Source organism: Bacillus sp. CH140a_4T (assembly GCF_008923725.1).
Classification (GTDB): Bacteria; Bacillota; Bacilli; order Bacillales; family Bacillaceae_G; genus Bacillus_A.
The window spans coordinates 696143-721088 of sequence record NZ_WBPF01000021.1 but is presented as its reverse complement, the minus strand read 5'-3'; the positions used below and the strand labels follow the sequence as shown (position 1 = coordinate 721088).

General features: G+C 34.2%; 20 protein-coding genes, 1 pseudogene and 1 riboswitch. Of the genes and pseudogenes, 17 read left to right on the top strand and 4 right to left on the bottom strand.

Translation table 11 applies throughout. The features are described 5' to 3' along the window. Positions 1–37 precede the first annotated feature (37 nt). The 9 genes and pseudogenes from F8162_RS25415 to F8162_RS25375 all read left to right on the top strand — a co-directional run bounded on the left by F8162_RS25415 (position 38) and on the right by F8162_RS25375 (position 9499). Positions 38–1552 carry an acetyl-CoA hydrolase/transferase family protein gene (locus tag F8162_RS25415; protein ID WP_151630831.1) on the top strand — a complete coding sequence of 505 codons (1515 nt, stop codon included), beginning with the start codon at positions 38–40 and terminating at the stop codon, positions 1550–1552. A gap of 213 nt (positions 1553–1765) precedes the next feature. Continuing rightward, entirely contained in the window at positions 1766–2209 is a 444-nt protein-coding gene (locus F8162_RS25410) for a GNAT family N-acetyltransferase (protein ID WP_151630830.1), read from the top strand. 27 nt (positions 2210–2236) lie between these two features. Then, positions 2237–2596 carry a hypothetical protein gene (locus tag F8162_RS25405; protein ID WP_151630829.1) on the top strand — a complete coding sequence of 120 codons (360 nt, stop codon included), beginning with the start codon at positions 2237–2239 and terminating at the stop codon, positions 2594–2596. A gap of 53 nt (positions 2597–2649) precedes the next feature. After that, the gene (locus F8162_RS25400; RefSeq protein ID WP_151630828.1) at positions 2650–3975 is read left to right on the top strand and encodes a bifunctional S-methyl-5'-thioadenosine deaminase/S-adenosylhomocysteine deaminase; all 1326 of its coding nucleotides are present in this window, start codon (positions 2650–2652) and stop codon (positions 3973–3975) included. Positions 3976–4118: 143 nt separating this feature from the next. Continuing rightward, entirely contained in the window at positions 4119–5747 is a 1629-nt protein-coding gene (locus F8162_RS25395) for a peptide ABC transporter substrate-binding protein (protein WP_151630827.1), read from the top strand. A gap of 440 nt (positions 5748–6187) precedes the next feature. Next, entirely contained in the window at positions 6188–6397 is a 210-nt protein-coding gene (locus F8162_RS25390) for a hypothetical protein (protein ID WP_048561144.1), read from the top strand. A gap of 34 nt (positions 6398–6431) precedes the next feature. Continuing rightward, positions 6432–6685 (top strand): annotated as a pseudogene (locus tag F8162_RS29170) (DUF4176 domain-containing protein). Positions 6686–6763: 78 nt separating this feature from the next. Next, a complete protein-coding gene (locus tag F8162_RS25380) occupies positions 6764–7144 on the top strand; it encodes a hypothetical protein (RefSeq protein WP_151630825.1) in 381 nt (126 codons plus the stop codon). 324 nt (positions 7145–7468) lie between these two features. Beyond that, positions 7469–9499 carry a class I SAM-dependent methyltransferase gene (locus tag F8162_RS25375; RefSeq protein WP_151630824.1) on the top strand — a complete coding sequence of 677 codons (2031 nt, stop codon included), beginning with the start codon at positions 7469–7471 and terminating at the stop codon, positions 9497–9499. 267 nt (positions 9500–9766) lie between these two features. On the opposite strand, the gene F8162_RS25370 is transcribed toward F8162_RS25375, so the two are convergent. Beyond that, entirely contained in the window at positions 9767–10291 is a 525-nt protein-coding gene (locus tag F8162_RS25370) for a GNAT family N-acetyltransferase (protein ID WP_151630823.1), read from the bottom strand. 142 nt (positions 10292–10433) lie between these two features. Further along, entirely contained in the window at positions 10434–11729 is a 1296-nt protein-coding gene (locus F8162_RS25365) for an Nramp family divalent metal transporter (protein WP_048527295.1), read from the bottom strand. Between the two features lie 475 nt (positions 11730–12204). On the opposite strand from F8162_RS25365, the gene F8162_RS25360 reads away from it, so the two are divergent. Then, on the top strand, positions 12205–13164 hold the full coding sequence (locus F8162_RS25360; RefSeq protein WP_151630822.1) for a rhodanese-related sulfurtransferase: 960 nt from the start codon (positions 12205–12207) through the stop codon (positions 13162–13164). 225 nt (positions 13165–13389) lie between these two features. Here F8162_RS25360 and F8162_RS25355 read toward each other — a convergent pair whose 3' ends face one another. Then, positions 13390–14865: a hypothetical protein gene (locus F8162_RS25355; protein ID WP_151630821.1), complete on the bottom strand. Its 1476-nt coding sequence runs from the start codon at positions 14863–14865 to the stop codon at positions 13390–13392. Between the two features lie 175 nt (positions 14866–15040). On the opposite strand from F8162_RS25355, the gene panE reads away from it, so the two are divergent. Next, a complete protein-coding gene (gene panE, locus F8162_RS25350) occupies positions 15041–15973 on the top strand; it encodes a 2-dehydropantoate 2-reductase (protein WP_151630820.1) in 933 nt (310 codons plus the stop codon). Positions 15974–16029: 56 nt separating this feature from the next. On the opposite strand, the gene F8162_RS29285 is transcribed toward panE, so the two are convergent. Beyond that, positions 16030–16158, bottom strand: coding sequence for a hypothetical protein (locus F8162_RS29285; RefSeq protein WP_264158327.1), 129 nt, complete (start codon positions 16156–16158; stop codon positions 16030–16032). A gap of 140 nt (positions 16159–16298) precedes the next feature. Continuing rightward, a riboswitch (cyclic di-AMP (ydaO/yuaA leader) is annotated at positions 16299–16445 on the top strand. Positions 16446–16589: 144 nt separating this feature from the next. Here F8162_RS29285 and F8162_RS25345 point away from each other — a divergent pair. The 6 genes from F8162_RS25345 to F8162_RS25320 all read left to right on the top strand — a co-directional run bounded on the left by F8162_RS25345 (position 16590) and on the right by F8162_RS25320 (position 24765). Continuing rightward, positions 16590–18416, top strand: a complete 1827-nt coding sequence (locus tag F8162_RS25345) for an APC family permease (protein ID WP_151630819.1) — start codon at positions 16590–16592, stop codon at positions 18414–18416. Between the two features lie 603 nt (positions 18417–19019). Next, the gene (nheA, locus tag F8162_RS25340) at positions 19020–20180 is read left to right on the top strand and encodes a non-hemolytic enterotoxin NHE subunit A (protein ID WP_151630818.1); all 1161 of its coding nucleotides are present in this window, start codon (positions 19020–19022) and stop codon (positions 20178–20180) included. A 30-nt stretch (positions 20181–20210) separates the two neighbouring features. Then, complete coding sequence (nheB, locus tag F8162_RS25335; RefSeq protein ID WP_151630817.1) at positions 20211–21419, top strand: non-hemolytic enterotoxin NHE subunit B; 1209 nt, start codon at positions 20211–20213, stop codon at positions 21417–21419. Positions 21420–21526: 107 nt separating this feature from the next. Continuing rightward, positions 21527–22606, top strand: a complete 1080-nt coding sequence (nheC, locus tag F8162_RS25330; RefSeq protein ID WP_151630816.1) for a non-hemolytic enterotoxin NHE subunit C — start codon at positions 21527–21529, stop codon at positions 22604–22606. 232 nt (positions 22607–22838) lie between these two features. Continuing rightward, entirely contained in the window at positions 22839–23465 is a 627-nt protein-coding gene (locus tag F8162_RS25325; protein ID WP_151630815.1) for a LysE family translocator, read from the top strand. Positions 23466–23817: 352 nt separating this feature from the next. Next, positions 23818–24765, top strand: a complete 948-nt coding sequence (locus tag F8162_RS25320; protein WP_151630814.1) for a sugar-binding transcriptional regulator — start codon at positions 23818–23820, stop codon at positions 24763–24765. Positions 24766–24946: the final 181 nt, after the last annotated feature.

The window sequence follows — 24946 nt, the reverse complement described above, 5'->3', positions numbered from 1 at the left end:
AAATAATTATGAATATTCATTAAGAGAGGGATTACATATGGAGAATAATTTGGATAGAATTAGGGATCAACGATTAAAGGATCGAGTAGTTACACCTGAAGAAGCAGCTTCATGGATTGAAAGTGGGATGACTTTAGGTTTAAGTGGATTTACACGTGCTGGGGATGTAAAAGCAGTTCCATTTGCACTTGTAAACCGAGTTAAAAATGATAAATCTTTTAAAGTAAATGTTTATACAGGGGCTTCCTTAGGTTCGGATGTAGATAAATTATTTGCTGAGGCAGGAATTTTAGGGAAAAGATTGCCTTTCCAAGCCGATGCGACTATGCGAAAAGGAATTAATAACGGAGACTTTTTATTTGTAGATCAGCACTTATCTCATACAGCAGAGTTACTTCGTGCTGACGTTATGGATATAGATGTCGCTATTTTGGAAGCGGTTGCGATTACTGAAGATGGAATGATTATTCCAACGACTTCAATTGGAAATTCCTTAGCATTCTCCTTAAATGCTAAGTCCATTATTATTGAAATGAATATGGCTCAATCTACGCAACTAGAGGGGCTACATGATTTATATGAACCAGGTAAACAAGGGGAAAGACTTCCAATTCCGCTCGTAAAAACGGATGATCGAATTGGAACGATCGGTATCCCAATTGATGCTGAAAAAGTGAAGGGGATTGTGTTTACGAATCAACTGGATTCACCATCGACAATTGTTCCTCCAGATGAAGAAACTGTTATTATGGCACAACATTTAATAGAGTTCCTTCAAGAAGAAGTTAAAGTAGGCCGATTAACAAATCGTTTAGCACCGTTACAATCGGGAATTGGTTCAGTTGCTAATGCAGTATTGCACGGCATGCTAGATTCGGAGTTTGAAGGTTTAGAAGTGTATTCTGAAGTTTTACAGGATGCGGTCTTTGATCTAATGGATGCTGGGAAAGTCAATTTTGCTTCCTGCTGCTCCATCACGCTTTCTGAAGAGAAAATGCAGCGAGTATTTTCCAACTTTGAAAAATATCGTGACAAATTAATGATGCGCCCGCAAGAGATTTCTAATCACCCTGAAATCATTCGCCGCCTTGGATTGATCTCGATTAATACTGCTTTAGAATTAGATATATACGGAAATGTTAACTCTACTCACGTTTTAGGTACAAAAATGATGAACGGTATTGGTGGTTCTGGTGATTTTGCGAGAAATGCGCGTTTAGCTATCTTTGTTACTAAATCGATTGCAAAAGGCGGCAACATTTCAAGTATCGTTCCTTTCGTTTCGCATGTAGACCATACGGAACACGATGTAGATGTTATCGTCACTGAACAAGGGTATGCGGACTTAAGAGGACTAGCGCCAAGAGAAAGAATGGAACTACTTATTGAGAATTGCGTACATCCAATGTATCGTGACCAGCTAAGAGCTTATTTCGAAGAAGCACAAACAAGAGGTGGACAAACCCCTCATGTTTTAGAAAAAGCTTTTTCTTGGCATACGAATTATGCTAAAAATGGAACAATGCTTGAAGCGGTAGTAGAAACTGTATAGAAATATAAGAATAATTCTTAACATAATATGCTATAAAGATTGAAAGAAAAAGAACGCCAAATTTCAGGAATGGCGTTTTTTTTCTTTTGAAAAATTGTTACCTATAATGAAAATTTATAAAAGTAATCTCTTATATACGGAAATAAGAGGTTTTTTAAATTACTTTTCGAATCATTTTAAGAGTTTATATATTAAAGGTGAGGAGAAAGAGTCATGAAGATAAGAGAAGCGTTATTAAGTGAAGGAAATGAATTAAGTGAACTCGCACTACATTCAAAAGCAACATGGAACTATAGCGAAGAATTCCTACTGGCTTGTAAGGAAGATTTAACAATTACCGATGAGTACATAAAAAATAATTTTGTATATGTTTTAGAAAACGATAATAAGATGATTGGATTTTTTTCATTTTTACGTAATGATAAATCTCTAGATTTCTTATACATTCATCCTCGTTACAAGGGAACTGGGTATGGGAAAGTAATGTGGAAGTTTGTAATAGAGCAAGCAAAGGAACTAGGAATAAAAAGTTTTACGATTAATAGTGATCCGAATGCAAAAGGGTTTTACTTGAAGATGGGGGCGAAGTTAATCGGGGAAACACCATCAACGGTTTTTAAGAATCGTTTATTGCCTCTTTTGAAATATGATGTGTAAAACTATTAATAGTAGGAGAAGCTTAGAATGGCTCATATAAAGGGAAAAAGAATATATGAAGCACTAATGAAATCGTGGTCGATTGAAACGAGTTCAAAGTGGACTATTGAAAATCCAGCAAAGGGACAGTGTGGTGTAACGGCTCTAGTAGTTCAAGATATATACGGAGGGAAAATTAAGAAGACAAAAATAGGAGAGGAGTGGCACTTTTATAACTGTATAGATGGACATAGGTTTGATTTTACAGAGACTCAATTCAATGAAAACCTGAACTATTTGGATGTGGAATCAAATCGAGAAGAAGCATTTGCAGATACAAATGAAAAACAATATAGCATTTTGAAGGAAAAGATAATGAAAGAATTGAAATTATCTTTTGACTCTTAATCTTTAAAAAGTTACTATAATGGTGGTAACTTATTAAAGGGAACTTCATAGAGTTGAAAGGGGAAATACTTTTGAAAACAACTTATGTAAACGCTACAATCGTAACGATGAATGAACAAAATGAAGTGATAGAAAATGGATATATCATTGTAGAAAATGATCAAATTATAGATGTAAAGAGCGGAGAATTCGCTAATGATTTTGAAGTAAATGAAGTAATTGACATGAAAGGAAAGTGGATTTTACCAGGGCTGGTAAATACACATACACACGTTGTAATGAGTCTCTTAAGAGGTATTGGCGATGATATGTTATTACAACCATGGCTGGAGACGAGAATTTGGCCACTTGAAAGTCAGTTTACTCCAGAGCTTGCGGCCGCTAGTACGGAATTAGGGTTACTTGAAATGGTGAAAAGTGGTACAACATCATTCTCTGATATGTTTAATCCAATTGGAGTAGATCAAGATGCAATTATGGAAACGGTATCAAAAAGTGGGATGCGAGCTGCTGTTTCAAGAACTTTATTTAGCTTCGGAACGAAAGACGATGAAAAGAAAGCAATTGAAGAAGCTGAGAAATATGTAAAGCGTTACTATAACGAAAGTGGCATGTTAACTACGATGGTTGCACCGCATAGTCCATATACATGTTCCACAGAACTGTTAGAAGAATGCGCACGAATTGCAGTAGAAAATCAAACGATGGTTCATATTCATCTTTCGGAAACAGAGCGTGAAGTACGTGATATTGAGGCACAGTACGGAAAACGTCCAGTAGAATATGCAGCAAGTTGCGGGTTGTTTAAACGTCCAACAGTTATTGCACACGGTGTAGTATTAAATGAAAATGAGCGTGCATTTTTAGCAGAACATGATGTTCGAGTAGCTCATAACCCGAATAGTAATTTAAAACTAGGTTCTGGTATAGCGAACGTAAAAGCGATGCTAGAAGCAGGAATGAAAGTAGGAATTGCAACAGATAGTGTGGCATCTAACAATAATTTAGACATGTTTGAAGAAATGCGCATCGCAACATTATTACAAAAAGGTATTCATCAAGATGCAACAGCATTACCAGTTGAAACTGCTCTTACACTTGCGACTAAAGGAGCTGCTGAAGTAATTGGTATGAAACAAACAGGATCACTTGAAGTTGGAAAGTGTGCCGATTTTATTACGATTGACCCATCTAATAAGCCGCATTTACAACCAGCAGATGAAGTGTTATCACACCTTGTGTATGCTGCTAGTGGGAAAGACATAAGCGATGTAATTATTAACGGAAAACGTGTCGTTTGGAATGGCGAATGTAAAACGTTAGATGAAGAGCGTATTATATTTGAAGCAAGGCGTTATAAACGAGGTTTACAAAGATAGGTATTTGAAAAAGCGATCCTTTTTAAAAGGATCGCTTTTTTCTTGAACGAATAAATATTCAAAAGAATGTCGCATCTTTCTGTTCATATTTCTGCTATAATATATAACGCTTTATAATATTTTATACTTAAGGAGAACAACTCATGAAGCGAAAAAAGAGCCATTTAATGGTAATGGCACTTGTTACATCTTTATTATTAACAGCTTGTAATAATAAAGCGAATAAAAGTGAAACAGAGGCAAAAAAACAAGTATTAAATGTAACTGTATCAGAAGAAATTCCTTCTCTTGATACTGCGAAAACGATGGATGGTACATCAGCACACGTTATGCAAAACATATTTGAAGGGTTGTATGTATTAGATGATCAAGATCAGCCTATTCCAGCAGTAGCAAAATCGGTTAAAAGAAGTGAAGATGGTAAAAAATATACATTTGATTTGCGTAAAGATGCAAAATGGTCAAATGGAGACAGTGTGACAGCAAATGATTTTATGTTTGCATGGAAACGTGCAATTAACCGTGAAACAGCGTCTCAATATGCGTACATGCTCTTTTACGTGAAAAATGCGAAAGAGATAAATAAGGGAACAATGCCTCTTGATGAACTTGGGGTTAAAGTTATAAATGATTATAAGTTAGAAGTGGAACTCGAACAGTCAATCCCGTATTTTTTACAGCTGTTAGCACTGCCGATTTACTTGCCGCAGCATGAATCATTTTTGAAAGAACAAGGAAAGAATTATGCATTGGAACCTAGTAATCTCATATATAACGGGCCATTTGTATTAGAGAAATGGAAGCATGAACAAGAGTTTCAATTAAAGAAGAATGCTACATATTGGGATGAAAAGAAAGTGAAATTAGACGAAATAAACTTTCAAATTGTAAAGGATATAATGACGGTTGTTAATTTATACGAAGCTGGTGATTTGGATCGAGTGCCTATTAATTCTCAATTTGTAGACAAGTATAAAGGGAATAAGGAATTACATATGTCGAGCGATTCTGGAATTGCTATGCTACGTTTTAATGAAAAAAATAATGCGTTAGCAAATAAGAAAGTGCGTCAGGCTATTTCATTCGCGTTAAATAAAGAAGATTTCGTTGCTCACTTTATTAATAACGGGGCAAAACCTGCAAGCGGACTTGTACCAGCTGGTCATATAAATGAAGAGACTGGCCAAGATTTTAGAAAAGAAAACGGAGATCTTTCTTCATATGATTTGCAAAATGCGAAAAAGATTTGGGAAGAAGCGAAAAAAGAACTGGGAGTAGAACAAGTAAACCTCGAGTTTTTAACGTTTGAACAAGATAATGCAAAACGTATGGCAGAATATATAAAAGGCGACTTAGAAAAGAATTTGCAAGGATTAACGATACAAATTAAACAACAGCCATTTAAGCAAAAATTACAGTTAGAACAAACAGGAGAATATGATATATCTATGGCAAATTGGGGACCTGACTATAAAGACCCAATTAGTTATTTAGAGCTATTTACGACGAGTAATCCAAATAACAAAATGAATTATTCTAACCTTCACTACGATGAATTAATAAAGAAAGCGAAAAGCGATTTTGTACTAGATCAAAAGAAAAGATGGGAAGCATTACAAGAGGCCGAACGTATTCTGTTAGAGGATGCTGCAGTCGCACCGCTTTATCAAATGGGTTCAGCATACGTACAAAAGGATTATGTAAAAGGAATTGAGAAGCATCAATTTGGTGGCGTTTATACTTATAAGAATGCTTATATCGCTAATGAATAAATACAAAAAACCTTACTTTTTAAAAGTAAGGTTTTTTTACAGAGGGCAGGGACATCCATTGGTGATGTTCCCAGCATATAAAGAAGATAAATGCAAAATGGTAGTTACGCATTTATAAGAAGTTGCAAAAAATCAGAAACAAAAACGGAAAGTTTTTTCGGTTTGTTTAAAAATTGAATGTAATTTCTATTCTTTGTAGGGATGTAATATTGGAAAAAGAAGAATAGAAATATAGCATACATGGAATAAGGGAATGCAGTACAAATCAGCATACAAGCATTCTCTTGCTGTAACTATGTTTGTTTATAATTATATAAAAAAAATATTAGATTATATATTTTGTCGTTGGTATAATTGAAAGGTAATTGAGAGCATTCAGATTAATTAATAGAGGTGTTTGTGTAGAATTATTTGAGTTTTATAAAAAAGGGGAAATTAGTATGAATAAGAAAGTGAAAATTTTAAAATATTTTATGGTTATATTAGCTTGCATTGCAATTTTTGGGACAGTGCTACCTAATGCATTAGATCCAAATGAATCATTAGCAGGGAAAATTTCAATTGCAACTTTCGGTACAATTGGGGTTTTTTTATTATTCTCTATTATGTATTTTATTGTAAAAAAAGCTATTTTAATAGGTGAGAAATAAGATGGGATAAAATTTAGAGTTAGAATTACTTCCAATAGGTTCTGTTGTAAAGTTTAAAGATTGGGAAGGAACATCCACTAATGGTTTATGGAAGAAGGTAGATGGATTCTGAAACAAAAAAACATGGGATTATGTACGTTGTTTTCCCCTCATGGTAATATTTCTTCAGAGTACAATTTCTTTTTGAATCATGAAGATATCTCTAGTGTGTTACATCTTGGTTTTATTAATGAAACAGAATTAGAGTTTCAAAAATTATTTAAAAAAGAAATTGAAGAAAAGCGGTGATTCTTTTAAGCTATTGTTGTTTTTGAAATAGTTAAAGAATGAATCTTAATTCATATACATAAAAAAAGGGGGATTTTTATGAAATTACTACGTTTATTTATGATTCTTACTCTTGTTGTATTGTTAAGCGCATGCAATACAGCAACACAAGTCACAAAGGTTCAAAAAAATGGGGAAACGACTTTGAAAATTGGTTCGTTGCAAGGGTATTACGATGTGCAAACGCTTAAAGCTGAAAAAGGAAGTGTGGAAATTCCTTATGAAGCAGCCGTTGAGGAAGGTACGATTTTATTGCAAGTTACAAAAGATGATAAGGTTATTTATGAAGAAGAAATCACTTCTCAAAAAGAAGGTTTTCTTTCTTTTGAAGCTCCAAAATCCGGATCATATGATTTAATTGTACGCGTGAAGGGTGAAAAAGAGAAAGCAAAAGAAATTCAAATACATACTAAGCTATGAAAAAACGGCAAGTGGATTGCACCCGCTTGCCGTTTCCATTTTCGGTTGATTCTATCACAACATATGTTTATCAATGTAAGAAGTGATCCGCTGAGTCCTACAGTTTATTCCGCTGAAATTTCTGATGAAGTTAAAATAAGAGATGAACAAAAGAATTTGTTAAAAACTTGATAACTCTCTTTTACAAGATAAAAAGATTGGGTTTGATGCATTTGTATTTAAAAGAGATTTAGATGGTAAAAGGGGACATAAGGTGAGGATCTTTTTAGAGAAGGTGTCCCAGACCATACTACTGATATCGATTATATATGGGGGGTAAATAGGTTGAAAAACATTGAGGTTCTAAATACATACATTGAAGGGGTTTCTGATACTCTCCCTACGTGGTTAAAGTATTTAATCGAGGCAGAGGAGATACATCAAAACTATGAGAATGTACAAGTACTTGGTGCATTAAAAACAGATGCGGTGTTGTACTATGTACACCGTACACTGCAAGTGTTAGATGGATTGTCTTTAGATGAAGAAGCGTATCGCATTATTGAAAAAGTACTAACGTATAGTGAGCTTGCAAAGGTAGGCTCTTTAAAACAGCGAGAGAAATGGAAGAAGAACGGGATTAATCTATTGGTACATAACGAGGGTTCTGCTGATATCTTTAGTAATATTCAGTTTATTGAACGTATCGAGACAAACTTAAACTCTACTGAGTATTTGTTTGTTCGAGATTTAATTAGAACACATGGATTAATCGGGCAGTATATCCGCGGAGAGGCTCGTTTGGACTCTCATATTGATTTAATTGACACATATAAAGAAGAATACGGAGACGTTAGGTTAAAGGAGATTCTATACTATCTTAACCAGTGTATTATTGAGGGTGTATCAAAATCTTTGTGGAGCGAAGTAAAGAACGATGTGAAAATTACAATTGATGGGCTATTTGATGGTTATGTGGAGCCATTTACTTCTCGTATACATAGACTCACGCCAAAACATAAGGAGTCAGTATTTGAAAAAGATATAATTATGGGAAGCGAGAAGAGAGACGTTCAAACATTTTTATCTGATAAGGATTTGTGGTATGTAGAACCGTCTATGCATGCCCTTAGCTTCGAGGATATTTGGACAGTTTTTGTTATGTTAAAGAACGAGATAGGCAATAGAAAGGTTCAGCATATACATTTCGAGAAATTGATGCAACAGTTGCACTATGATTTCAAAGGCGAGAAGAAGGACAACGTGTATCGTAAGCGGGTTATTGAGAAGTATCTACGGGAGTATCGTGAGAACGAGAAGCCGAATACAACGCATGTTTCTTTTAAGGTTAAAGTCGATGAAGATATGAAGACTGCGTATGTGTCGTTTCAGTTTTCTGCTGTAGGTGAGGCGTTAATTACCTTCTGTGTAGAGGCAGAAAAGATAGATATGATGCATGCTCAGGCAAATGTATTGCTCTTTGATTTCTTCGGGTTACGTAAGGATGCATATGATAGATTCCATAACGAAGAAGTGTATCTAGAGCATATGAATAGCTCAGCTGATGATAAACGAATTATTCTTGATTATATAAAGGGAGATACGATTGTAGATGTCGGATCCGGTGGCGGTGTCATGTTAGACATGATCGAAGAAGAGACCGAGGACAAACGAATCTACGGTATCGATATTTCTGAAAACGTAATTGATACGCTGAAAAAGAAGAAGCAGAACGAGGGACGTTCTTGGGACGTCATTAAAGGGGATGCAATCAACTTAAGCAGCTCGTTCGAAAAAGAATCGGTTGATACGATTGTATATTCTTCTATCTTTCATGAGCTGTTCTCTTATATCGAGTATGAAGGTAAGAAATTTAATCATGAAGTAATTAAAAAGGGGCTGCAGAGTGCCTATGAGGTGTTAAAGCCAGGAGGTCGTATTATCATTCGTGATGGCATCATGACCGAAGATAAAACGTTAATGCGTGTGATTCATTTTAAAGATGCAGGTGGAATGAAGTTCTTAGAGCAGTATGTCCGTGAATTTAAGGGGCGCATAATCCAGTATGAGGTACTTGCAGATAATACAGTCAAAATGTCTGTTAACGATGCAATGGAGTTTTTATATACGTATACATGGGGCGAGGATTCCTTCGTTCACGAGGTGCAAGAGCAGTTTGGAATCTTTACGCCAAACGACTATAAGGATTTTATAAAGAGTATCTTTGGAGATAAAGTAAACATCGTTCAAGCTATGAACTATTTACAGGATGGATATACACAACATCTTAGCGAGAAAATCGAGTTTAAAGATGAGTCTGGGAATGCTGTTGCGCTACCGGATAGTACGTTCTTTATGGTTTTAGAAAAGAGGTAATGATATTGAAAACTTTTAAAAAGTTTAATTAAATAATCTTCAGTAAACGGGCGCGATTGTTGAACAACAATTAAAAGAGCGATACATCTTATGCATGCATAAGATGTATCGCTCTTTATTTTTTATGACTGTTTACTATTTAAGTCTTAATAACTAAAAAAAAGAGATTCTGTGATTGTTGAAGAGGAAGGTAAAAACATTCGATCACCAGCAGTATAAGAGCATTATTATGCTGAAACGAGTTTTTATGCATAATTTCTATTAAACTCATTTTAATAAAGAATAATAGTTCGTGTCATAGGGGATATCATCTTGATACATATAATTTTTAAGAACTCCTTCTTTTTCAAACCCTAATTTTAATAGCACTTTATTTGAAACTTCGTTCTCAAGAAAGACAATTGCTCCGATCCGTTTTAAATGAAGTGTGTGGAAACCGTATGATATAACTTCAGAAACCGCTTCAGTCGCATATCCTTTTCCCCAGTGTTCAGGGAAAAAGGCATAACTTAAATTGGCTCGTTTATGCTCAGAAGACCAATCATGAAATCCGATTGTTCCAATGAGTTCTTTCTTGCCTTTTAATTCAATTCCCCACTTTATACCGCTTCTTGCATTGTAACTCAACTTAAAGTTATGAATTATTTGTCTTACTTGATCAATATCCTGTAATGGTTTTTGGCCATAATAACGCAGTACGTCAGTATTAGAAAAGCATTGTAGTATACTCGGTGCATCTTCTTCGGTAAGTTCTCGTAAAATGAGTCGGTCGGTTTTCAATATAGGAAACATGCTTTCACTCCATTTCTTCTGAAACTAGAATGTGTTGTTATTATATAATCTAGTCTGAAAATAAAGATTATTCAAGACGTAATGAGGATTTTTATTCATGTTGAAAAAAGGTATTCCAGTTTTATTGGAATACCTTTTCTTATTACCCTACAAAAGTTTGATACAGTAAGAAAATATTTAAAATGATAACAAGTGCAGCAATGATCCAAGCGATAAAGGTTGTTATGCGGTGGTTAACGAGTGCACCCATAATTTTTTTACTACTTGTAAACATAATAAGAGGTACTAATGCAAAGGCAATACCGAATGATAAGACGACTTGGCTCATGACTAGAGCGTAAGTTGGATTTACACCTAAAGCGATAATAACTAATGGTGGAATCATTGTAATAAAGCGGCGTAAGTATAACGGAATATGCATTCGAATGAAACCTTGCATAATAATATCACCTGACATTGTACCGACAGAAGAGCTAGATAGTCCTGCTGATAAGAGCCCAATTCCAAATAAAGCAGCTGATACTGGACCGACTAAAGTACTGAACTGGTTAAAAGCAACATCAAGATCTTCGACATGCAAGCCATTTTTAAAGAATAGTGCAGCTGCTACTATTAACATACTTGCGTTGATTGCTCCAGCGATAACCATTGCAATAATAATATCAATAAACTCGAAGCGGAAAATCTTTTTCTTTTGTTCATCATTTGTTCCGACTACGCGGCGCTGCGTTAAGGCAGAATGTAAATAGATTGCGTGTGGCATAACTGTCGCACCTAAAATTCCTGCTGCAAGTAATATACTGTCTACACCTTGGAATTTTGGAATGAAGAGCCCTGAAAGTAGAGGACTTAATTCCGGTTTTGCATAAAAGACTTGTACACCAAAAGCGATAACAACGATGAAAATCATTCCTGTTATGATAGCTTCTAATGGACGAAATCCTCTGCGTTGAAACTCAAGAATAATAAATGATCCGACTGCTGTAATTAAAGCGGCAGGTAGCATCGGAATTCCAAATAATAAATACAATCCAAGTGCTGCCCCGATAAATTCAGCTAAATCAGTAGCCATAATAACGAGTTCACCTTGTATCCATAAGCCGATGGAAACAGGTTTTGGAAAGTTCTCTCGGGCTATTTCAGGAAGGTTTCTGCCTGTCGCGATTCCTAATTTAGCTGATAAAGTTTGGATTAATACAGCCATTAAATTAGAAGCGAGAATTACCCAGAGTAATAAATATCCATATTGTGATCCAGCGGCAATATTTGTCGCGAAATTGCCAGGATCAATATAAGCGACTGAAGCGATGAAAGCAGGGCCTAAAAAGGGTAATAGTCTTTTTAAACCTTTCGTTTGTCCGCTTAATGCTAAATGCGCTGATTGAACAGTTGTACTTTGAGAAGGGACTTGTTCATCTTTTGATATATCTTTATTCATAGTCGTTTTCCCCTTTGAAATGTTAACATGATGAAATTATTGTAAGGATTCTTATTATTTATTTCAATACATTTAAATGTATTGGTGATATTTTTATTTGAACATAAATGTTTCCTTAGTGCAAATTATATGCCTTGATGCAATAGATGGTGTCGTGTTATAAAAATTGGGAGTTTATGGTGTGCTGACGTGGGGAAACATAATAAATTAAAGGGCTATTTTTGAAATTTATGTGAACATAAAGACTATAATACAGTATATTAATTGATGGAATTGCATTTGTATGATATATAATATATTGGGATTACAACTTAACCATAGTGTTTTGATGTGTAATCTTGTTTTTTATTTTTGTTAACTGATAGAAAATAGTATAAAGAGAAGAAAATGTGAATTCATTTTCTTATTATATATGTTTTGATATGAACGTTAACTTATACATGATTTTAAAAATTAGATAGGTGGTAGAAATACATTGGCAACTACAAAACCATACAGAGTATTACTATATTACATGTACACAACAATTGAAAACCCTGAAGAATTCGCTGCAGAGCATTTAGCATTTTGTAATTCACTTGAGTTAAAAGGTAGAATTCTTGTAGCAACAGAAGGAATTAACGGAACTTGTTCTGGTACTGTAGAGCAAACTGAGAAATACATGGAAGCAATGAACAATGATCCGCGTTTTGACGGTATCGTATTTAAAATAGATGAAGAAGAAGGGCATGCATTCAAGAAAATGCACGTACGTCCTCGTCCAGAGTTAGTGACACTTCGTCTAGAAGACGACATTAATCCAAAAGAAATTACGGGGAATTATTTGGAACCAAAAGATTTTTATGAAGCAATGAAACAAGAAAATACAGTTATCATTGATGCACGAAATGATTATGAATTTGATCTAGGTCACTTTAAAGGTGCGATTAAACCGGATATTGAATCATTCCGTGAGTTGCCAGATTGGATTCGAGAAAACAAAGAAACACTTGAAGGTAAAAAGATTTTAACGTACTGTACAGGTGGAATTCGTTGTGAGAAGTTCTCTGGTTGGTTAGTTCGTGAAGGTTACGAAGATGTAGGACAGCTTCATGGCGGTATTGTAACGTACGGAAAAGACCCAGAAGTACAAGGTGAGCTTTGGGACGGACAATGTTACGTATTCGATGAGCGTATCTCTGTACCAGTAAACCAAAAAGAGCATGTTATCGTTGGTAAAGACCACTTTACAGGTGAACCTTGTGAGCGCTATGTAAACTGTGCAAATCCAGAATGTAATAAGAAAATTTTATGTTCTGAAGAAAACGAAGCGAAACATTTACGTGCATGTTCTCATGAATGTCGTGTACACCCACGTAATCGTTATATTGTGCAACACGAATTAACTGAAGAGCAAGTAGCTGCTGCATTAGAAAAAATCGAAGCAGGGAAGTAAGCTAAATTAGTGTAAAAAAGTACTCCGAATTTTAGTTTGGAGTACTTTTTTATGATGTGTTTTTTTTGTCAGTTTTTGTCGGTAAGTCGATATATCTTAAAAATCGCTGATATATTTTGAGTTGCGCCGATATATTTGAAAAATCGCTGATATATTTTGAGTTGCGCTGATATAATCGGAAAATCGCCGATATAAATTTCACTCACTGAAATGCGTCACGCATTTTTAATTTTTATCATCTTTCTCTTTCACAGCAGAAAGTACAGTTTGTTTTACCCATGCTTTTCTTCGTTTATGTTGTATACTCCATTGGTATAAACTTTGCGCACCTAAAATAAGTGAAATGACGATGCCGCTAATTGCTATTAAAAGTGCGAAAAATTCAAGTGGTGATGATATTTTGTTTGAATCTGTGTTTCTTAACAAATCAATCATAGTAAACCCTAACATTTGGCCTACTACAGAGTAGAGCGTTAAAATTAATAGTAAAAGGCTATCTTTTTTGGAAGCGACATTTTCTTGATATTTAAATAAACTATCAAGATTTTGTTTTGCATTCGAGTATAAAACCTCGATGTTAAAAAGCTTTCTTAAGCGAAAGAAAATGTCTTCACTCTGTGATTGGGATACTAGCTCTAAAGAAAAGTAATTCGCCGTAAACGAATTGATTGAGTAAATTAATTTTTCTATTTCATTTGTATCTTGTTCAATGTTTAGTTCAGCATAAGCGTTTGCCATTTTTAATAAAACAATTTTATGAAATAGATTTAATAATAAAGCGTAATAAAACTCCCCATACATTTGACTCGCAAGTTTAGTAAATTCGCGTGCGCCTTCATTTGTTACACATGTGAATATATGTTCTCCCATTATGAAATAGCGATTCGGAGCCCATCTTTGATAAGCATGTTGTTTTAAATAGTCATGAATATAAGGAAGATTATTTGCACTCACATATGCTTTGCCATCACTTGTTAACCCGGAAAGACTGGAAGTACGATAAACATCGACTTCATTCAGTTCCATATCTTCTTTTATAGATAATAAAGTTTGAACGTACATTCTTTGGTCTTCAAAGAAAGGAAAGGTTTGAAAGTAAGAACTACGTAATCTCTTCTTCTCAAAGAAATCGGTTACACCATGAAATAAATAACTAAAAATGAATCTTTCCACTTGGGAATACTTTTTTCCGTTACATTCAATACAAATCGTTTCATTCGTATCATTTTTAGTTTCAAGTACACGGAAGCGTGCAGCAAATTCAATTGTTTCTGACAATGTCATATTTGGAGTGGTTTCTACTTCTGTTCGAATTGTTAAGAATCCAAGCTCATAAGGACAAAGTGTTACGTCGATGGAATGAATCTTGAATGGAACGGAAATAAGATTTGTTGTTAAATGTCCAGTTAAGTTAAGGTCTTTAGAATAGCGCTGTAACCCTTTTTGATGCTCTGAGTGAGGAAATAGAATTTTATTTGTAAATGAAAGATAGTATGCTTCCATATTTTGATGTGAAACTTGAAACTTTCCGTAGTATGTATTTTCATTTTCAAGATGATCGAGTCGAAAAGGGTGAAAATCATTTTTCTGTAAGAAAGGGAACATATTTTGTTCATATCCAGTTTTAAAAGAAAACGGGAATATAAATTGAAATATGGCTGTTGTTACATCTTTTTCCTCGATTGTTTGTATTGCCTCCATTTACATTGTTTCCTTTCCATATATGCTATAAAAACAACATGCCCAAATTCATTCGAAAATAACCACTGTTTTATACTAGGTTAAGAATGAAAATTCAGCTTATTTAGTAGGGGACATGTATAATGTTATGTATACTAAAAGTTATAAATTTGTATTTTGAAAAGGGGGATGTTGTATGCGGATTTTAGTATTAGGAGCTGGTGGCGTCGGAGGCTTTTTTGGAGGTCGATTAGTAGAAAAAGGGGAAGATGTTACGTTTCTTGTTCGTAGTAAACGGAAAAAACAATTGGAGGAAAGAGGACTTGTAATCCGAAGCATTAACGGAGATTTTTCCTTCCAACCGAAATTAATAACGAAGGAAAATCGAACTGCTCCATTTGATGTCATTTTATTTTCAACAAAAGCGTATCACTTAAACGAGGCAATTCAAGATGTAAAGCCGTTTGTTGGTGAAAATACGGTCATCATTCCATTGTTAAATGGTATTGCTCATGTATCACTATTACAAAAGGAGTTTGGCGAAGAAAAAGTAATTGGCGGTTTATGCTTTATCGAGACGACGTTAAACGATCAAGGGGAAATTGTACAAACGAGTGCTGCCAACAGGCTTGTATTTGGAGAAATTAAGTCTCATGATTCAGAGAGAATACAGCATATTTCTAAAGCATTTGCAGGTACGAAATCTAGTTTTGTATTAAGTGAAAATATTACGCAAGATATGTGGCATAAATATTTATTCATTACTGTAATGTCGGGTGTGACGACATTAATGCGTGCACCGATAGGACCGATTCGTGAAAGCGAAGGTGGACGTGATTTTATCCAAAACTTATTTGAAGAATGTGTGCAAATCATGAGATTTATAGGAGCACCAATTAAGGAAGATATTGCCCAGGAACATATGAAAACAATTGATAAAATTTCGTATAATATGAAGTCATCGATGCAGCGTGATATGGAAAAAGGTTCGTCCGTTGAAGGGACGCACTTGCAAGGATACTTACTAGATTTAGCAGAACAATTTTCTGTAGAAGCACCATTATTGGGTGCGGTATATCAAAATTTGAAAGTGTATGAAAAAATGATTTTAACTAAAGAAAGGGTATGAAAAAGAGTAAAGGATAGCAACATATAAATGTTGCTATCTTTTTTATTTTTGACAACTTATTCGTTTCTTTTTGTATTTTCTGTCGTATTTCTTTCGTTATCACGGTTACCATATAACTGATTAATTTCATTTGCTAATGCATCTAAATAGGAATCGGAAAAAATAGGCTTCTTTTCTTTAGACATGTGGATCTCCTTTATCGGTTTTTTAGTATTCATTATGTATATTTACCGGCGGATTATGCGCAATCGTCTTAAGTTTTTACTTTTTCAAAATTTTTGTTTACATTTTGAAAATAAAGGAGTATTATAATCCACAGTTTCAATTTTCTAAATCGCTGAAACCGCATGGTGCGGGGGACCCGTTCTTATGGATTAGTACTTAATCCGATGGGGTGAATCCTTGAAAAAGGTAGGGCTACTCATAGGCCCGAATCCGACAGCTAACCTCGTAAGCGTTATATTGAGAAGGAAGGTGGAGCTTGTGCGACAAAAAATTTAATGTCTACAAGTCTATTTCGTTATGGCTTGTAGGCATTTTTTGTGTTCTGAAGAAATAGTTTATCCGCTGTAACTAGCAGAAAAGTTCGTACAAAATTATTGGAGAGTGGACAGCAGTGGTTTCATCTATCAAAAGGTTTTTAATTGGAAGACCGTTAAAATCAACTGAGTTAGGAGAGCAAAAGCTTAATAAAACGAAGGCGTTAGCCATTTTATCTTCTGACGCATTATCATCAGTTGCATACGGACCAGAGCAAATATTAATCGCACTAGCAGGTCTAGGAGCAATAGCTTATTGGTATTCCATTCCAATCGCTGTTGGGGTATTAGTATTATTGACAGCTCTTATTTTATCTTATCGACAAATTATTTTTGCTTATCCGCATGGCGGAGGAGCGTATGTTGTATCAAAAGAAAACTTAGGGATGAATCCAGGGTTAATAGCTGGAGGATCTTTATTAGTCGATTATATTTTAACTGTTGCGGTAAGTGTGTCTGCAGGTACAGATGCGCTTACATCAGCTTTTCCTACTTTACATGCACATAATGTAATCATTGCGATTATATTTGTTATATTTATTACGATATTAAATTTAAGAGGGGTAACGGAATCAGCTTCCGTTTTAGCATATCCTGTTTATTTATTTGTTCTAGCACTATTTATATTAATTGGTGTAGGTATTTATAATATTATAACTGGTCACGTTTCACCGACTTTGCACACGCCGATTGGAACGCCGGTTGCAGGAATTAGTTTGTTTTTACTGCTACGAGCATTTGCTTCAGGAAGTTCTGCTTTAACAGGGGTTGAGGCGATCTCTAACGCAATTCCAAACTTTAAAGATCCTGCACCTAATAATGCAGCGAAAACATTGCTCGCAATGGGGGCATTACTTGCAGTATTATTTTCAGGAATTGTCTTTTTGGCTTATTATTACGGAGTGAATCCAAGTAAGGAAGTAACAGTTGTTTCACAAATTGCTGAACAAACATTTGGACGTAATTTCATGTACTATTTCATACAAGGTACAACTGCTTTAATATTAATTCTTGCTGCTAATACAGGTTATTCTGCATTTCCACTATTAGCAGTTAACCTTGCAAAAGACAAGTTTATACCGAGAATGTTTACGATAAGAGGAGACCGCCTAGGTTACTCAAACGGTATTATTATACTTGGAATCGCTTCGATTATTTTAATTGTAGCTTTCCAAGGACAAACGGAACATTTAATTCCGTTATACGCGGTAGGTGTATTTATTCCGTTTACCCTTTCTCAAACGGGTATGGTATTAAAATGGCTTCGTGAGAAACCTGAAGGATGGGCTTTGAGATTAACGGTCAATTTAATAGGAGCAGTCATTAGTTTTATAGTAATGAGTATGTTCTTTTTAACTAAATTCGCACAAGTTTGGTCAATCCTTATTTTCTTACCTGTCATTATCTTCTTGTTCCACCGAATTAAGAAGCATTATGATGCAGTAGGCGATCAATTAAGTTTAAAAACTTGTGAGAGAATTGTTCCGATTGAAGGAAATGTAATTGTCGTTCCTGTGGCTGGTATGACACATGTGGTAGAAAATTCATTGAATTATGCGAAGTCTCTTTCTGCAGATCAAGTTATCGCTGTATATGTTGCTTTTGACAGAGAAGAGGAAAAGAAATTTGAAGAGAAATGGAAGAAGTGGCAACCTGAAGTAAGACTTGTTACCTTACATTCTCATTATAGAAGTATTATTCAACCGCTAACAAAGTTTATTGATACAGTGCAATATAAAGCGAGTGAATCAAATTACCGAGTTACTGTAGTTATACCACAGTTCATTCCGAAAAAAGGTTGGCATAACATTCTTCATAATCAGTCTAGTTTACTCATTCGTGCGTATTTACTTTATAAAAGAAATGTTGTTATTACGACAGTTCCATATCATTTGAAAAAGTAAGAAGGTTTTTTAAGGATAGCTTCATGAAAATGGAGCTATCCTTTTTGTGTATGCACTATGCATAATTGCATACGAACCCAAAAGATATATTAATATAATTTTCATATCTATAAGTGAGTAGAGGTTTTTGTTGTGATATATGGATATTTCAATTGGAGAATTGAAGCGGATCATATTTTGGAATAAGGACAGAGAAGCTTGAAAATAAAGGGAATGAAAATACTTCTTTACGTTATATAAATAGCTGTGTTTAAATGATCTTACAGTACAAAACTTACATGAAAACAAAACGAAATTTCATACTTCTGTACGAAAAATATTTTAAAATGAATAATATTTTTGTGTAATATATTCACTGTACGAATGTGGGAATTGTGGTGAAAGAGAAATTTTATACAATCTTATTCATACTAACCACATATGAAAAGTTATGAAATGTTTTATCGCAATAAGTAAGTACTGTAGCAATAACAGTTGGGAGAGATGGTTCGTACAGGAATCACGTTGAGAACGTTCTCTATTTTAACCATCTCAAACTATATGCAAGAAAATAGAATAATAAAATGCGATAGTAATAGTTGCTAATACATAGGAGGAGTTAAAGTGAAAAAGACTTTAATTACAGGGTTATTGGTTACAGCAGTATCTACGAGTTGTTTTATTCCTGTAAGCGCTTACGCTAAGGAGGGGCAAACAGAAGTGAAAGCAGTATATGCACAAAATGTAATTGCTCCAAATACATTATCCAATTCAATTAGAATGTTAGGATCACAGTCACCGCTTATACAAGCATACGGATTAGTTATTTTACAACAGCCAGACATTAAGGTGAATGCGATGAGTAGTTTGACGAATCATCAAAAGTTTGCAAAGGCAAATGTAAGAGAGTGGATCGATGAATATAATCCGAAGCTAATCGATTTAAATCAAGAGATGATGAGATATAGTACTAGATTTAATAGTTATTATAGTAAGCTCTATGAACTAACAGGAAACGTAAATGAAGATGAACAGGCAAAAGCAGATTTTACAGGCGCATATGGAAAATTACAACTGCAAGTACAAAGCATCCAAGAGAGTATGGAGCAAGATTTATTAGAGTTAAATCGATTTAAAACGGTATTAGATAAAGATAGTAGCAACTTATCAAGTAAAGCTGATGAAGCAATAAAAACACTGCAAGGATCAAGTGGAGATATTGTGAAATTAAGAGAAGATATAAAAAGAATTCAAGGGGAAATTCAAGCAGAGTTAACGACTATTTTAAATAGACCTCAAGAAATTATTAAAGGTTCTATTAATATAGGTAAACAAGTATTTACAATTACAAATCAAACTGCACAAACGAAGACAATTGATTTCGTTTCTATCGGTACTTTAAGTAATGAAATTGTAAATGCTGCCGATAGTCAAACGAGAGAAGCAGCTCTTCGTATTCAGCAAAAACAAAAAGAGCTACTACCACTTATTCAAAAGTTATCACAAACTGAAGCAGAGGCGACACAAATTACATTCGTTGAAGATCAAGTAAGTAGCTTTACAGAACTAATCGATCGTCAAATTACAACTTTAGAAACGTTATTAACAGATTGGAAAGTTTTAAATAATAATATGATCCAAATTCAAAAGAATGTTGAAGAAGGCACATATACAGATAGTAGTTTACTTCAAAAACATTTCAATCAAATTAAAAAAGTAAGTGATGAAATGAATAAGCAAACAAATCAATTTGAAGATTACGTTACAAACGTTGAAGTACATTAAAAATAAGTAACGATAAGGGAGAGAAGAAAAATGACAAAAAAACCTTATAAAGTAATGGCTCTATCAGCACTTATGGCAGTATTTGCAGCAGGAAACATCATGCCAGCCCATACGTATGCAGCTGAAAGCACAGTGAAACAAGCCCCAGTCCATGCGGTAGCAAAAGCTTATAATGACTATGAGGAATATTCATTAGGACCAGAAGGCCTAAAAGATGCAATGGAAAGAACAGGTTCAAACGCTTTAGTAATGGATCTGTACGCTTTAACAATTATTAAACAAGGTAATGTTAACTTTGGCAATGTGTCGTCTGTTGATGCGGCTTTAAAAGGGAAAGTGATTCAGCACCAGGATACAGCTAGAGGAAACGCGAAGCAATGGTTAGATGTATTAAAACCACAGCTTATTTCAACGAATCAAAATATTATTAATTATAATACGAAATTCCAAAACTATTATGATACTTTAGTTGATGCGGTAGATGCAAAAGATAAAGCGACTCTTACGAAAGGTTTAACTAGATTATCAAGTAGTATTAATGAAAATAAAGCGCAAGTAGATCAGTTAGTAGAAGACTTGAAGAAATTCCGAAACAAAATGACGTCCGATACGCAAAACTTCAAGGGTGATGCAAATCAAATTACATCTATATTAGCTAGTCAAGATGCAGGAATCCCGCTTCTACAAAATCAAATTACAACGTACAATGAAGCAATTAGTAAATATAATGCAATTATTATCGGTTCATCAGTTGCGACAGCTCTAGGACCAATTGCAATTATTGGTGGTGCAGTAGTTATTGCTACAGGTGCAGGAACGCCGCTAGGAGTCGCGTTAATTGCAGGTGGTGCAGCAGCTGTAGGCGGTGGTACAGCTGGAATCGTATTAGCGAAGAGAGAACTTGATAATGCACAAGCTGAAATTCAAAAAATAACAGGACAAGTTACAACTGCTCAATTAGAAGTAGCTGGGTTAACGAACATTAAAACACAAACGGAGTATTTAACAAATACAATTGATACTGCAATTACAGCGTTGCAAAACATTTCAAACCAATGGTACACAATGGGATCAAAATACAATTCTTTACTTCAAAATGTAGATTCAATTAGTCCGAATGACCTTGTTTTCATTAAAGAAGATTTAAACATTGCGAAAGATAGCTGGAAAAACATTAAAGACTATGCAGAAAAGATTTATGCTGAAGATATTAAAGTAGTAGATACGAAAAAAGCTTAATCAAATATGAATCGTTAGAGCGTTACGTATTGATGAAAGATTTGAAGCTCCTGTTCAGTTGTGAGCAGGAGCTTTTTATACCCTTATAAAGAAAATAGGTGAAAAGAATGCAGAAAAGATTTTATAAAAAATGTCTTTTAACGTTAATGATTGCTGGGGTGGCAACGAGTAACACATTTCCTTTACATCCTTTTGCAGAAGAACAAAACGTAAAAACATTGCAAGAAAGTGCGAAAAATTATTCGTTAGGGCCAGCTGGATTCCAAGATGTAATGGCGCAAACGACATCAAGCATATTCGCAATGGACTCATATGCAAAATTAATTCAAAATCAGCAAGAGACTGATTTGAGTAAAATAAGTTCGATTAATAGTGAGTTTAAAGGAAATATGATTCAGCATCAAAGAGATGCAAAAATTAACGCGGCGTATTGGTTAAATTATATGAAGCCTCAAATTATGAAAACAGATCAAAATATTATTAATTACAATAATACTTTTCAAGCGTATTATAATAGCATGCTAATAGCGATTGATCAAAAAGATAGCGTAAAGTTAAAAGCGGATATAGAAAAATTGTATGCGGATATTGTAAAGAATCAAAATGAGGTAGATGTATTACTAGGGGATTTGAAAGCTTTTCGCGATAGAATGGCGAAAGACACAAATAGTTTTAAAGAGGATACAAATCAATTAACAGCAATTTTAGCAAGTACGAATGCTGGTATTCCAGCTCTAGAGCAACAAATCAATACATATAACGATTCAATCAAAAAGAGTAATGATATGGTCATTGCTGGTGGTGTACTTTGCGTAGCGTTAATAACATGCCTTGCTGGCGGACCGATGATTGCCGTTGCGAAAAAAGATATCGCAAATGCAGAAAGAGAAATCGCTAATTTAAAGGATAGAATTTCTGGCGCACAAGCAGAAGTCGCGATATTGACAGATGTTAAAAATAAAACAACAAATATGACAGAAACAATTGATGCAGCAATTACAGCACTGCAAAATATATCAAATCAATGGTATACAGTAGGGGCAAAATATAATAACTTATTACAAAACGTAAAGGGAATCAGCCCTGAAGAATTTACGTTTATAAAAGAAGACTTACATACAGCGAAAGATAGCTGGAAAGATGTAAAAGATTATACAGAAAAATTACATGAAGGCGTGGCGAAGTAAACAGTGGACTAGTTCCACTGTTTATTTTTTTATCCTATTTTTGTGAGAGTTGGATTTGTAATTTGATATATGAATTTGCCATGTTTTTTATTAATATAGCTTTGGGTAATATTTAGTTAAGTTGATACTAATAACATAGATAAACTTCTGATCAAGCTTTTTATATTTAATGTTTTAATGAAAAAAGCTATACTGTAAGCAAAACTAAAAATTGGAAGGGAAATACTAGAACATGGAAAATTATTTGTTATTTATCCTTACAGCACTGTTAATCATAATAATGCCTGGTCCTGGTTTTGCACTAGTCACAAAAAACACTATCTCTCATGGTAAAAATGGTGGGATAAAGACTGTTTTAGGAACGATATCTGGAATGATGATTCATACAATAATGGCCACGCTAGGACTCTCTGCCATCCTAATGAAATTTGCTATGTTATTTACATTTATAAAATATGCTGGGGCTTTTTATTTAATTTACTTAGCTGTAAAGTCAATTAAAAGTGCCTTATATAAAAAAGAAGCTATGCCAGGTTCAGTAGAAATGGACTCTAAGGATATTGGAGCAATTAAAAGCTTTAGACAAGGATTTACTACGGCAATCTTAAACCCAAAAACTGCTGTGTTTTTCCTTAGTTTTTTACCCCAATTTATTGTGAGTAATCAAAATCATTTCCTCCAATTTCTTTTATTAGGAGTCACATTTACGACTTTGACAGCAATATGGTATTTGCTTTATATTTCACTCATACGCCAATTAAGAACTTTTTTAAGAAAAGAAAGAGTGAACCGTACAATAGAGGGTATTACGGGCGCAGTATTATTAGTATTTGGAGTGAGGTTGTTTTTCCAAAAATAAATATGTATATGAAAAGAGAAATAATCAATAGTGGTTATTTCTCTTATTTATTCTAAAACTACTATTTTACAATTGATTTCACACCTCTATACTAATTTTATACATATATCTAATTTGAATTTTCAAAATGAGTTCCTCAATAACCTGACCGGTTTGTTTTATAAGAATTATGGGAGGCGGGCTGATAATAAGTAGGGGATGGACAAAAAACCATTGATTAAAGTTTCATTGTATACCCTTAGGGGAGTAGAAGTATGGGGTGATAAAATTCGGTAGTCGAAATTTCTTGCATAAAGCTGTATAATGCTTGTAACGAAAAGGAAATACAGGAAAGGATATGTAATGAGTTACTATGGATAAAGATAAACAACAATTAAGCGTTGAAGTTGCAAGATTATATTATCAATCAGATTATAGTCAGCAAGAAATTGCTAATAAATTAAATATTTCAAGACCGACTATCTCTAGACTATTAAAGTACGCGAAGGAAAAAGGGTTTGTTCAAATTAGTATAGCTGATCCATTTGCTGATTTAGATAACGTTGGAAATTTACTAAAAGAAAAATACAACTTGTTAGAGGCACATGTCGTATTTTCTCCAGTACCAGAGTATGCAACGATTACAGAGTATATTAGTAAATATGCAGCTGAGTATATGGAAAAGACGGTTAAAACTGGTGATATCGTTGGGGTAAGCTGGGGCATGACGATGTATGAAATCGCTAGAAAAATCGTACCACAACATGTAAAAGGTGTAGAAGTTGTTCAGTTAAAAGGTGGAATTAGTCATTCGAGTGTAAATACATATGCGAATGAGACCATCGCTTTATTTGCAGATGCTTTTCAAACGACGCCGAGAAATCTACCCCTTCCAGTTATATTTGATAATGCAGTGACAAAAGAATTAGTAGAGCAGGATCGACATATTCATCACATTATCGAAATGGGAAAACAAGCGAATATTGCAATTTTCACTGTAGGAACAGTGCGAGACGAAGCGCTATTATTCCGATTAGGTTATTTCGATAAGGATGAAACGAGTTTACTCAAAAAACAATCGGTCGGTGACATTTGTTCACGATTCTTTGATGGGGACGGAAATATTAGTAGTGAAGAAATTAATAAGCGGACTATTGGAATTGAGTTAGAAGAACTGAAATTAAAGAAACGCTCTATTTTAGTTGCCGGTGGTAATAGAAAAATAAAATCAATTGATGGTGCGTTACGTGGCGGGTATGCAAATGTATTAATTATTGATCAGCATACGGCGAAGGAATTGTTACATTATGAAAAAGATTAGAAATAAAAGGCTTTCTCAAGATGTTAATTTTGAGAAAGCCTTTTATTTTGTTGTGTATGAATTATGGGAGTTTTTTTGAATACAAATTACCTTTTTAAAAATAATTATGGATATTGAGATACATACTACCATTGTTAATATAAAAGTTTTGATTTTAAATATAAAGTGTTTCTTAGTTAGA